Raw genomic sequence first — 11,450 nt, 5'->3', positions numbered from 1 at the left:
AGAGCACCCCACCCCAGCCCTACCCTGCGATGCAGGGGAGGGAGAAAAGCATCAACTCAGCAGGGTGTGCAGGCGGCTGCGGGTGAAGGCGCCGAAGCGCAGTTGTTCGCACAGTGCGTCGAGCTGGTCGACGGGCGGCGGGCGGCGCTGCAGGACGTCGGCGGATTCGGCGCCGGGGGCGTCCAGGGCGATGCGGGTGAGGCGGCGATAGAGCCGCGCCTGTTCGGCGTGTTCGCGCAGTTTGGCGGCACAGGCTGCAGCGCCGCGCAGGCGCAGGAAAGCGACTTCGTCGATGCGCTCGAGCAGCGCGTCGAGGCTGCCGAAGTGGCTGAGCAGGGCGGCGGCGGTCTTGGCGCCGACGCCGGGCACGCCGGGGATGTTGTCCACGCTGTCGCCGCACAGGGCCAGGTAGTCAGCGACCTGGTGCGGGTGCACGCCGAGTTTCTCGTGCACGCCGGCCGGCCCCCAGCGCAGGCCGCGGGCGTAGTCCCACTGCTCGTCGTGCTCGCCCAGCAACTGGCCGAAGTCCTTGTCGGCGGAGACGATCACGCTGCGCCAGCCCTGCGCGCGCAGGTTCCACACGGTGCTGCCGATCAGGTCGTCGGCCTCGAAGCTGTGGTCGATCATCAGGTGCACGCCGAGTGCCTCGGTGATCGCGCGGCATTGCACGAACTGCCGTTCCAGGTCGGGCGGCGGCAGCTCGCGGTTGGCCTTGTACGGCGGGTAGATCGCGTTGCGGAACGAGCTGGTCAGCGAGGCGTCGAACGCCACCGCGATGTGTTCGGGCTGCACGCGTTCGAGCAGTTCGCACAGGAAGCGGGTGTAGCCGTGCACCGCGTTGACCGGGTGGCCGTCGGCGTCGTGGAATTCGTTCGGCATCGAGTGCCAGGCGCGGAACACGTACATGCTTCCATCAACCAGATGGACGGCTGGACGTCCGTTCGCCGATGCGTTCACGGCGTCCACGTGGAGAGCAGCTGGTCCAGCGCCGGGCGCTCGCGGTCGGGTACCTCGATCTGCGGCGTGCCGAGGTGGACGAAGCCGACCACATGTTCGTTCTCCGCCAGGTCGAGGACGCCGGCCGCCTCGCGGTCGTAGGCGGCCCAGCCGGTCAGCCATTGTGCGCCGTAGCCCAGCGCATAAGCGCCGAGCAGGAGGTTGTGGGCGACGTTGCCGGCGCACAGCTTCTGCTCGATTTCCGGCACCGTGCTGTCGGCCTGCAGGCGGGCGACCACGGCGATCACCAGCGGCGCGAAGGTGTAGCGTGTGCGCTCCTTTTCCCGCTTGGCGTCGGACAGCTCCGGGTGCTGGCGTTCGGCAATCGCCGCCAGCCGCTCGCCGAACGCCAGCTTCGCCTCGCCCTGCAGGCGGATCAGGCGGAACGGCACCAGCTTGCCGTGGTCGGGCACGCGGATCGCCGCTTCCAGCAGCTCGCGCAGGCTCGCCTCGTCCGGCGCCGGCTCACCGAGCTGGCGCGAGGGGACGGAATGGCGTTGCTGGAGCAGGGACAAGGCAGCGGACATGGAGCGGTTCTTTCGGTGGAGACTGCCCATGCTAGCCGGCGCAGCCGTTGCGCGCGAACCGTCAGGCCGGCAGCGGCAGCTTGAACGAGCCAGGCAACAGGGCGGTCACCGTGGTCTGCCGGGTGTCGCCGTGCAGGTTCGCCAGCAGCACCGGCATGGCGTCGTCGCACAGTTCGGACATCACTTGGCGGCAGGCGCCGCAGGGGCTGACCGGGTTATCGGTGTCGGCGACCACCGCGATGGCGACGAAGTCGCCAGGCCGGCAGCCGGCGGCGACGGCGTTGAACAGCGCGGTGCGTTCGGCGCAGTTGCACAGGCCATACGAGGCGTTTTCCACGTTGCAGCCGCTGAAGCGGCGGCCATCGCGGGTCAGCAGCGCGGCACCGACCGCGAAGTTCGAGTACGGCGCATAGGCCTGTTCGCGCGCGGCGCGCGCCAGGGCCAGCAGGTCGTCGAAGGCATCGGCAGTGGTGGGCATCGGGATCTCCGGCGATGACCCCGGGCAGTGGCTGCCGGCGGGCCAGCTTACTCTTTTGGATCGGTCCGGATCAAAGGCCGCCGCTACCGCTAAGATGACCGGACCACTGCCGAGGGGATGCACCATGCCGATCACCGTAGCCGCCTTGCGTGAGACCGCCGCCGGGGAGCGGCGCGTGGCGATCACGCCCGAAATGGCGAAGAAACTGCGCGGCAAGGGCCTGCGCGTACTGCTGGAACGTGATGCGGGGCGCGCCGCGGGTTTCCCTGACGCCAGTTATGCCGAGGCCGAATTCGCCGACGCGGCCGGCGTGCTGGCGCAGGCCGATGTGCTGGCCTGCGTGCTGCCGCCGGCCGATGCGGTGTTTGCCGGCTTGCGCGAGGGCAGCGTGGTGGTCGGCCAGTTGCGCCCCTACGGCGCGGCCGGGCGCGTCGCCGCGCTGACCGCGCACAAGCTCACCGCGTTCTCGCTGGAGCTGCTGCCGCGCACCACCCGCGCGCAGGCGATGGACGTGCTGAGTTCGCAGGCGGCCGTGGCCGGTTACCGCGCCATGCTGATCGCGGCCGAGGCTTCGCCGAAGTTCTTCCCGATGCTGACCACCGCCGCCGGCACGATCCGGCCGTCGAAGGTGCTGGTGATCGGCGCCGGCGTGGCTGGCCTGCAGGCGATCGCCACCGCGCGCCGGCTCGGTGCGCAGACCGAGGGCTACGACGTGCGCCCGGAGACGCGCGAGCAGGTGGAATCGCTGGGTGCGAAGTTCCTCGACCTCGGCGTCAGCGCCGCCGGCAGCGGCGGCTATGCGCGCGAGCTGTCGGCGGAGGAGCGTGCCGCGCAGCAGCAGGCGCTGGCCGATCACCTGAAATCGTTCGACGTGGTGGTCAGCACTGCCGCGGTGCCGGGGCGGCCGGCGCCGAAGATCCTCACGGCCGCGATGGTCGAGGGCATGAAGCCGGGCGCGCTGATCGTCGACCTGGCCGCCGAGAGCGGCGGCAACTGCGAGCTGACCCGGCCGGGCGAGCGGGTCGAGCATGGCGGCGTGGTGATCCTCGGGCCGCTGAACCTGCCGGCCGGCGCGCCGCTGCACGCGTCGGAGATGTACGCGCGCAACGTGTTCAACTTCGTCGAGCTGCTGGTGCGCGATGGCGAATTGAAGCCGGATTTCGACGACGAGCTGGTGGCGAAGAGCTGCCTCACCCACGCCGGCGAGGCGCGCTTCGCCGCATCGTAAGACGGCGCCGCAAATCCCGCCGCGTGCCGCAACTCCTGTTGCGCGCCGAAATCTCGACGTGTGCCACAACCCTTGTTGTGTGCCGCAACCTCGACGCGTGCCGCAACCCTTGTAGGAGCCCGCTCGCGGGCGATGCTTTTGCTTTTGCGATTCCCGATTCCCTGCTTTCAAAGCATCGCCCGCGAGCGGGCTCCTACACGTTCGCGGAGGCTCCGTGCAGGGCGAGGCGTTTGGCGGTCAGGGGTGGCCGGGCGGGGATGGGCGGTCGTGGCCGTGGCGCTCGTCCCAGTGCAGGCGTTCGGCCGGCGGCAGCGCGTGCCATTCGCGGATAAGTTGCTCGCGCTGCGCCGGCGGCAGTTGCTGGAAGCGCTCGAAGGTGGCGTGCAACTGCTCGCGCTGCTGCGGCGGCAGCTGGTGGAACTTGCGCATGTTCTCGCGTGCCTGATGGCGCTCGTCCGGCGTCATCTGTTGCCAGCGGGCGATGTGCTGGCGGATTTCCTCGCGCCGTTCCGGCGGCAGGGTGGCCCAGCGTTCGGCGCGCTGCAGCATGCGCGATTGCTTGCGCGGCGACAGGCTGTCCCAGGTTTTCTGCAGCGGCGCCAGCACGTCGCGCTGGGCCGGGTCGAGGCTGTTCCACGGGCGCGGCGGCGGCATGTCGCCGCGGGACGCCGGCGGCGCGTCCTGCGCGTGCAACGGCGCCGCGGCGACGCCGCCGAGCAGGGCGGCCAGCAACAGCGGCAGGAGCGGGCGGAGGATTCGGGTCATCGCTCAGCGGGCTGCGGCATGGCTGCCGGCGGAAGCCAGCCAGCCGTAGAAGTCGAGGTTCTGGTAGAGGTTCGGGTCGGTCTTGTCGGCGTCCGGCGGCAGCTCGTTGTCCAGCTCGTCGGCGCTGCTGGCGGGCTGCATCGCGGTGCTGGCGTGCGGCGGCGGCAACGGCTGCCACACCAGCATCGTGGCCAGCGCGATCACCGCGAACGCGCCGGTCGGGATCAGCCAGCGGACGGCACGACGCGCAGGGGCCTGCGCCGCGTCCAGCGCCTGCCGCCGCGCCGCGCGCAGGCGTCCGGCGGTGGCCGGGTCGATGCGCTGCGCGGCCTCGTGCCAGAGTTCGCGGGCGCGCTGTTCGAGATGCTTGTCGGGCGAAGTCATCGCCAGTCCTCCAGTTGGTCGCGCAGATGATGCATCGCGCGCGACAGATGGGTTTTCACGCTGCCTTCGGAGCAACCCATGGCTTGGGCGGTTTCCGCCACGTCCAGCCCTTCCAGCATGCGCAGCATGAAGGCTTCGCGCTGGCGTTGCGGCAGCTGCCGGACCGCGGCGGCCAGCTGCGCGTACGACTGCACGTCGTGCAGCCGGCCCAGCGGGTCCTGGCCAGGGTCGGCCGGTTCCCACGCCGGCAGTTCGTCGCCGTCGTCGTCGCGGCCGCCGCCGAGCCAGCCCACCACGATCGAGCGCACCTTGCGCCGGCGCTGCAGGTCGACCACGCGCCGGCGCAGGATGCCCCAGAACAGCGGGGCCCATTCCATGGCGGGCTTGTCGCGGTAGTGCCTGACCAGTCGCAGCATGGCGTCCTGCACCGCGTCCATGGCGTCCTCGCGGTGGCGCAGCTGCAGCTCGGCCATGCGGAACGCGCGCCGCTCGACCTGCGCCAGGAACGCATCCAGCGTGGCGGGCGTTTCGCGCGCGTCGCCCAGCAGGTCCGTGTCGAGTGTGCCGGCCACGCTGTTCATGGGCTCGTCGGCCGCAGCGTCGGGTGAAGCATCCTCGGGCTCCAGCGGGGGGTACCCGGTGTTCAACGCGGCAGGCTCGCACGGGTTGACCGGCACCCGTATGATGCAGACTCGACGTCCTGGCGGGCGGCTCTCACGGGGGATGGGCTCATGATCGACGGTTTCCTGGCGCTGTACATCTTCATGCTGGCCGCCTTTACCGGCTATGAAATCATCGCGCGGGTGCCGGTGATCCTGCACACGCCGCTGATGTCCGGCTCCAACTTCGTGCACGGCATTGTGCTGGTCGGGGCGATGATCGCGCTAGGCCACGCGCAGACGCCGTTCGAGATCGCGATCGGCTTCATCGGCGTGCTGCTGGGCGCCGGCAACGCCGCCGGCGGCTACGTGGTGACCGAGCGGATGCTGGAGATGTTCAAGTCCAGCAAGCCGGACGCCGGCAAGGGAGCCAAGTGATGAGCTGGTTGCCGACGCTGATCAAGGCCTGTTATTTCCTCGCCGCGCTGCTGTTCATCCTCGGCCTGAAACGCATGAGTTCGCCGCGCACCGCGCGCGGCGGCATCGTGTGGGCAGGCTACGGCATGTTGCTGGCGGTGCTGGCCACGTTGTTCCTGCCGGACATGCACAACCGCGGGCTGATCGTTGCCGCGGTGCTGGTCGGCGTCAGTGCCGCCTGGTGGAGCGGCAAGCGCGTGGCGATGACCGCGATGCCGCAGATGGTGGCGCTGTACAACGGCATGGGCGGCGGTGCGGCGGCGGCGATCGGCGCGGTCGAGCTGATCGGCTACGCGCGCGGGCTGGGCCTGCTGCATGCGGTGCCGGATACCTCGCCGCTGCAGCCGGAAGCCTGGGCAGTGAACGGCTTGCCGCCGGCGCTCTCGCCGACCGAACTGGCGCTGGGTGTGCTCGGCGCGCTGATCGGCGCGGTGAGCTTCTCCGGTTCGCTGGTCGCGTTCGCCAAGCTGCAGGGCTGGATGGACAAGCGCTTCGTGTTCCCCGGTCAGCGCGCGGTGAACCTGTTGCTGCTGGCCGCGGCGGTGGTCGCGGGCGTGCTGCTCGCCACCAGCCATGCCAGTCCGGCGCTGATCGCGGCGTTCTTCGCCCTGGCGCTGCTGTTCGGCCTGATGATGACCTTGCCGATCGGCGGCGCCGACATGCCGGTGGTGATCTCGCTGTACAACGCGTTCACCGGCCTGGCGGTGTCGTTCGAGGGTTTCGTGCTGGGCAACGAGGCGATGATCATCGCTGGCATGGTGGTCGGTGCGGCCGGCACGCTGCTGACCCAGCTGATGGCCAAGGCGATGAACCGCTCGATCGGCAACGTGCTGTTCGGCGGCTTCGGCGCGGCCGGCGGCGAGGCGCAGGCGATCGAGGGTGCGCAGAAGCCGGTCGACGCCTCCGACGCGGCGGTGATGATGGCCTACGCCGAACGCGTGGTGATCGTGCCCGGCTACGGCCTGGCGGTGGCGCAGGCGCAGCACAAGGTGTGGGAGTTTGCGCAACTGCTGATCAAGCGCGGAGTGAAGGTGAAGTTCGCGATCCACCCGGTGGCCGGCCGCATGCCCGGGCACATGAATGTGCTGCTGGCCGAGGCCGGCGTGCCGTACGACCTGATCGCCGACATGGACGACATCAACCCGGAGTTCCCGGCCACCGACGTGGCGCTGGTGATCGGCGCCAACGACGTGGTCAATCCACTGGCCAAGACCGACCCGGCCTCGCCGATCTACGGCATGCCGATCCTCGACGTCAGCGCGGCCAAGCACGTGATCGTGATCAAGCGCGGCCGCGGTACCGGCTTCGCCGGCATCGAGAACGCGCTGTTCTACGCCGACAACACCCGCATGCTGTACGGCGACGGCCAGGCCGCGGTGGGCGAACTGGTGGCGTCGCTGAAGGACATCGACGCCTGAGTCGGCTGGCACCTTCCATGGGGTGGGTGCGGCCGGCCGCGTTTCTGCAGGAGCGCAGGGCGGTGCCCGCCCGGCGTCGTGATGGCTGGTTTCAGCGCCGGCGCGACGGGCGCCAGGCCAGCCATGCGGCCAGCAGCATGCCCAGCGCGGCACCGGCCAGGTCCGCCGGCGACAGCGCCATCCGTGCCAGCTGCCACAGCATGCCGGGGCCGGCGGTGCGCATCGCCTCGATCAGACCCATGCCCATGTTGCCGGCAATCAGCACGCCGGCAACCAGCAGGTTGACGTAGAACGCGGCCAGCAGGGTGGCGCCCGCCGCCAGCAGTGCGGCGAACGTGCCCGGCAGGCGCACGCAGGTGCGGATGGTCCACGCCAGCAGCGCGCCGATCGGCAATGCCAGCCACGGCAGCGGGTGGCGCAGATACAGCGCCGCCACCATCCACACGGCGCCGGCGGCCAGGCCCAGCATCGCAGCGCTGAACAGCGCGAACACGGACAGCGCCACGGTACGCACGCTCATCGGCGGCGACACGTCAGGAGGGCAGTGCGCATGCGTTTTCCCGTCGGGTAAAGCGGCCATCATAACGTGTCGTCGGCGGGGCTCCCTTGACTCCGGCGGGTTCCGGCCTGATCTGGGACAAGCGGCCGCACGCGGCGAGCGGCATAATACGCACTCCGGGCTCGACGCATGGCCGCGCCCGCAGATACAGGATCGGCGTTGGCATGAGCGGTTTCAGTCTGAGCAGTGAACCCTTCACCCTGGTGCGCGACTGCAGCGCCGTGATGGTGCCGCAAGGCGACGAGGTGACCCTGCCGGCCGGGCAGATCGGCTACATCACCCAGGCCCTGGGCGGCAGCTTCACCGTCTACGTGGAAGGCAACCTGTTCCGCATCGCCGGCGACGACGCCGACGCGCTGGGCAAGGAGCGGCCGGCGCCGATCGAGGTACCGGACGACGCCACCAATGCGGACGTGGAGAAGCTGGCGTGGGACCAGTTGCGCACCGTGTTCGATCCGGAAATCCCGGTGAACGTGGTCGAGCTGGGGCTGGTCTACGACCTCAGCCTGGAGCAGACCGAATCCGGCGCGCGCAAGGTCTACGTGAAGCTCACCCTGACCGCGCCCGGCTGCGGCATGGGCGACATCCTGGTTGACGACGCGCGCACCAAGCTGGAGATGATCCCCACGATCGCCGAAGCCGACGTGGACCTGGTGTTCGACCCGCCGTGGACGCATTCGATGATGTCCGACGCGGCGAAGCTCGAAACCGGCATGCTCTGAAGCTGCCTGCCGGCCATCGCGCCGGCGCGTGGATCGTGGGGACCGCATGGGCTTTCCGCGTGTCCCGGCGCGCTTGCCGGCGGCGCTGCACGCGACGTCGCTGGCCGCAAGTTTGCATCGCCGCTTCGCGCAGCAAATAACGACATCGAACCGCGCACGCCGCCGCGATAGGCCGCGTGCCCGCCGTTTGCGGCGCCACGCGCCGATCCCGCGTCCTGTGACTGCCGTCACCCGGCGTAGGAAAAAGTCAGATTGTTGCGATGGTCCGCAAGGAATAACGTAACCGGATTCGTCATCGGGGAGGTTGACGGATGATCCTTTGGCGGCGTGATCGCCGTCTTGCAGTTACGCGTCCACGCGCTGCCCATGCAACGGAATGCCAAGGGGGGAGCAGCCGGTTCGGGACGTAGTTTGGGATCGCTAGACAGCACACGAAAAAAAGGGGCCGTGCCGAGCACGGCAATTCTGCATGGGGTCTACGTGGCCGCATCGGGCCCGTTTGTCCCGAAAATAGTGTCTAGGAGTTTTTCAATGCCCAATCATTACCGTCTGAAGCTGCTGGTGGCCGCGATCGGCATGGCTACCGCATCGGTGGCCACCGCTGCCAACACGAAGACCTTGCGTGCACAGAATCTCGGCGCGGTACCGGTCAGCTCGCTGGCCGCCCACCTCAACCTCGGCCAGAACATGTCGTTGGCGCCGCGTGGCGCCGCCGCCATTGCCAACGGGCACAAGGTGGTGCGTCAGCAGCAGATGTACCGCGGCGTGCCGGTCTACGGCCGCAGCATTGCCGTGGTGCAGGACGCCAGCGGCAACGCGCTGCGCGCCACTGGCGAACTGATGCCGGAAGGTCAGCTCGGCCTGGCTTCGGTCACACCGAAGCTGGATGGCGGCCGTGCCCTCGCTGCGCTGCGGTCGCATGCGCACACCAGCCTGGCCGGCGGCGCCACGGTCGGCAACGAGCAGACCGACCTGTTCGTCTACCCGCAGGACAACGGCACGGCGCGCCTGGTCTACCGCGTGTCCTACTTCGTCGGCGGCGCCAATCCGTCGCGCCCGACCGCGATCGTCGACGCCAACACCGGTGAAGTGATCCAGAGCTGGAACGGTCTGACTGATGCTTCCGCCACTGGTCCCGGCGGCAACACAAAGACCGGCAAGTACCTCTACGGCACCAACTACGCCGCACTCGACGTGACCCAGTCCGGCAGCACCTGCACGCTGCAGAACACCAACGTCAAGACCAACAACCTGCGCCAGGGCACCACCGGTTCGGTGGTCAGCTTCACCTGCCCGAACAGCGACACCGACGCGATCAACGGCGCCTACTCGCCGGTCAACGACGCCCACCACTTCGGCGGCGTGACCCACGACATGTACATGGCCTACGTCGGCGTGGCGCCGCTGAACTTCCAGCTGGTGATGAACGTGCACTACAAACTGAACTACGAGAACGCGTTCTGGAACGGCACGGCGATGTACTTCGGCGACGGTGCCAGCACGTTCTACCCGCTGGTGTCGCTGGACGTGACCAGCCACGAGATCAGCCATGGCTACACCGAGCAGCACTCCGCGCTGCAGTACTCAGGGCAGTCAGGCGGCATCAACGAGGCGTATTCGGACATCGCCGGCGAGGCGGCCGAATTCTTCGACCGCGGCAGCAACGACTGGCTGGTCGGCGCCGACATCATGAAGAGCGGTACCGCGCTGCGCTGGATGTGCACGCCGACCCAGGATGGCGGTTCGATCGACAATGCCGCCAACTTCACTTCCACCATGGACGTGCACTACAGCAGCGGCGTGTACAACAAGGCGTTCTGCCTGCTGGCCAAGACCGCCGGCTGGGATACCAAAAAGGCCTTCCAGGTGTTCGCGCTGGCCAACAAGGTTTACTGGAATGCCACCACCAGCTTCAACTCCGGCGCCTGCGGGGTGGAATCGGCGGCCCAGGATCTGGTCTACAACAAGAGTGATGTGACCACCGCGTTCGCCGGGGTGGGCGTGGCCTGCGCGGGCGGCGGCGGTGGCGGCACCACCACCGAACTGCAGAACAACGTGGGCGTCACCGGCGTGTCGGGTGCGACAGGTGCCGACAACGATTACTTCATCACCGTGCCGACCGGTGCCAGCAACCTGGTGATGTCGATCTCCGGCGGCACCGGCGATGCCGACCTGTACACCAAGTTCGGCAGCGCGCCGACCACCACCAGCTACGACTGCCGCCCGTACAAGACCGGCAATGCGGAAAGCTGCAGCGTGGCCGCGCCGAGTGCCGGCAAGTACTACATCAAGGTGCACGGCTACTCGGCGTACTCCGGCGTCACCGTCAAGGCGTCCTACAGCACCGGCGGCGGTACCGGCGGTCTGCAGAACGGCGTGCCGGTGACTGGCTTGGCCGGTTCGGCGAGCCAGGAGCTGAGCTATACGGTGACGGTGCCGGCGGGCAGCAACCTGACCATCGCCACCTCCGGCGGCACCGGCGATGCGGACCTGTACGTGAAGAAGGGTCTGGCACCGACCACCACCAGCTACGACTGCCGCCCGTACCTGACCGGCAACAACGAAACCTGCTCGTTCAGCGCGGCCTCGGGCACGTACTACATCAAGGTGCGCGGCTACACGGCGTTCTCCGGCGTGTCGCTGAAAGCCACCTGGTAAGCCCCCTGGCGGGCCACGGACGGTCCGTCGTTTTACCCAAGGAGCAGTGATCGTCAAGCCGGGCCCGGTCGGATCGACCGGGCCTTTTCATGCGCGGCTCAGCCGGCCACTTCCTCGAAGCGGTTGGCGTCGCGGTTCTTGCGCACCTTGGCCGGATCCCACACGCGGCCGTTCATGGCGATGTAGACGCCGTCGGGCAGGGTCTGCACCGCGGCCACCGCGCAACCGATGTTGAACACCGCGTCGGAACCCTGGAAGCGCGCCGGGTTCAGCGCGCCGGTCAGCACGATCACCTTGCCCTTGATGCTGGCCAGTTCGCGCGCGGTCTCGACCATGGTGTCGGTGCCGTGGGTGACCAGCACGTGGCGGTGCGGCTGCGCCTCGATCGTCGAGCGCACCAGCGCGCGGTCCTCGGCGCCCATGTGCAGGCTGTCCTTGCGCAGGATCGGGATCACGTCGAACTGGAACGCCACGCCGAGCTGGCCGAGGATCTCGCCGATCTGCGGCGCGCCGATCTTGTAGTCCGACTTGTCGTCGAAGTAGATCTTGTCGATGGTGCCGCCGGTGGTGACGATGGTCAGGTGCTGCATGTCGGTGGGCCGTGGGAAAGTCGCGCCATTTTAGCCCGTGCCGACACCG

General features: G+C 68.9%; 13 protein-coding genes. 5 read left to right on the top strand and 8 right to left on the bottom strand.

Annotated elements, in window-relative coordinates; translation table 11 throughout:
- Positions 1-51: 51 nt before the first annotated feature.
- The 3 genes from UUA_RS07400 to cdd form a co-directional block, all read right to left on the bottom strand.
- Entirely contained in the window at positions 52-957 is a 906-nt protein-coding gene (locus UUA_RS07400) for a 5'-3' exonuclease (RefSeq protein WP_081491520.1), read from the bottom strand.
- The gene (locus UUA_RS07395) at positions 954-1,523 is read right to left on the bottom strand and encodes a nitroreductase family protein (RefSeq protein WP_008435553.1); all 570 of its coding nucleotides are present in this window, start codon (positions 1,521-1,523) and stop codon (positions 954-956) included. Before UUA_RS07395 ends, UUA_RS07400 begins: the two co-directional genes overlap by 4 nt.
- Before the next feature lie 61 nt (positions 1,524-1,584).
- Positions 1,585-2,001 carry a cytidine deaminase gene (gene cdd / locus UUA_RS07390; RefSeq protein ID WP_008435552.1) on the bottom strand — a complete coding sequence of 139 codons (417 nt, stop codon included), beginning with the start codon at positions 1,999-2,001 and terminating at the stop codon, positions 1,585-1,587.
- A gap of 124 nt (positions 2,002-2,125) precedes the next feature.
- Between cdd and UUA_RS07385 the strand changes: the two genes are divergently transcribed.
- Positions 2,126-3,229: an NAD(P) transhydrogenase subunit alpha gene (locus UUA_RS07385; RefSeq protein ID WP_007514330.1), complete on the top strand. Its 1,104-nt coding sequence runs from the start codon at positions 2,126-2,128 to the stop codon at positions 3,227-3,229.
- 237 nt (positions 3,230-3,466) lie between these two features.
- On the opposite strand, the gene UUA_RS07380 is transcribed toward UUA_RS07385, so the two are convergent.
- Genes UUA_RS07380 through UUA_RS07370 form a run of 3 tightly spaced genes read right to left on the bottom strand, consistent with a single transcriptional unit; the run spans position 3,467 to position 4,959 of the window.
- Positions 3,467-3,994, bottom strand: a complete 528-nt coding sequence (locus UUA_RS07380) for a DUF3106 domain-containing protein (protein WP_008435551.1) — start codon at positions 3,992-3,994, stop codon at positions 3,467-3,469.
- A gap of 3 nt (positions 3,995-3,997) precedes the next feature.
- Positions 3,998-4,378, bottom strand: a complete 381-nt coding sequence (locus UUA_RS07375; protein WP_008435549.1) for a hypothetical protein — start codon at positions 4,376-4,378, stop codon at positions 3,998-4,000.
- On the bottom strand, positions 4,375-4,959 hold the full coding sequence (locus UUA_RS07370) for an RNA polymerase sigma factor (RefSeq protein ID WP_008435547.1): 585 nt from the start codon (positions 4,957-4,959) through the stop codon (positions 4,375-4,377). The genes UUA_RS07375 and UUA_RS07370 overlap by 4 nt, the downstream gene beginning before the upstream one ends.
- Before the next feature lie 150 nt (positions 4,960-5,109).
- Between UUA_RS07370 and UUA_RS07365 the strand changes: the two genes are divergently transcribed.
- Both UUA_RS07365 and UUA_RS07360 read left to right on the top strand, forming a co-directional pair.
- The gene (locus UUA_RS07365) at positions 5,110-5,415 is read left to right on the top strand and encodes an NAD(P) transhydrogenase subunit alpha part 2 (RefSeq protein WP_008435546.1); all 306 of its coding nucleotides are present in this window, start codon (positions 5,110-5,112) and stop codon (positions 5,413-5,415) included.
- Entirely contained in the window at positions 5,415-6,872 is a 1,458-nt protein-coding gene (locus UUA_RS07360) for an NAD(P)(+) transhydrogenase (Re/Si-specific) subunit beta (RefSeq protein ID WP_008435545.1), read from the top strand. Before UUA_RS07365 ends, UUA_RS07360 begins: the two co-directional genes overlap by 1 nt.
- Positions 6,873-6,963: 91 nt before the next feature.
- Here UUA_RS07360 and UUA_RS07355 read toward each other — a convergent pair whose 3' ends face one another.
- On the bottom strand, positions 6,964-7,392 hold the full coding sequence (locus UUA_RS07355; RefSeq protein ID WP_007514342.1) for a hypothetical protein: 429 nt from the start codon (positions 7,390-7,392) through the stop codon (positions 6,964-6,966).
- A gap of 203 nt (positions 7,393-7,595) precedes the next feature.
- On the opposite strand from UUA_RS07355, the gene sufT reads away from it, so the two are divergent.
- The gene (gene sufT / locus UUA_RS07350) at positions 7,596-8,153 is read left to right on the top strand and encodes a putative Fe-S cluster assembly protein SufT (protein WP_007514345.1); all 558 of its coding nucleotides are present in this window, start codon (positions 7,596-7,598) and stop codon (positions 8,151-8,153) included.
- A gap of 531 nt (positions 8,154-8,684) precedes the next feature.
- Positions 8,685-10,811: a M4 family metallopeptidase gene (locus tag UUA_RS07345; RefSeq protein ID WP_008435544.1), complete on the top strand. Its 2,127-nt coding sequence runs from the start codon at positions 8,685-8,687 to the stop codon at positions 10,809-10,811.
- 98 nt (positions 10,812-10,909) lie between these two features.
- Here the strand turns inward: UUA_RS07345 and UUA_RS07340 are convergent, their stop codons facing one another.
- Positions 10,910-11,401: an asparaginase domain-containing protein gene (locus tag UUA_RS07340; protein ID WP_007514349.1), complete on the bottom strand. Its 492-nt coding sequence runs from the start codon at positions 11,399-11,401 to the stop codon at positions 10,910-10,912.
- Positions 11,402-11,450: the final 49 nt, after the last annotated feature.

The organism is Rhodanobacter thiooxydans LCS2 (genome assembly GCF_000264375.1).
Classification (GTDB): domain Bacteria; phylum Pseudomonadota; class Gammaproteobacteria; order Xanthomonadales; family Rhodanobacteraceae; genus Rhodanobacter; species Rhodanobacter thiooxydans.
The sequence above is the reverse complement of the archived record's forward strand: the minus strand, read 5'-3'. Positions and strand labels throughout refer to the sequence as shown.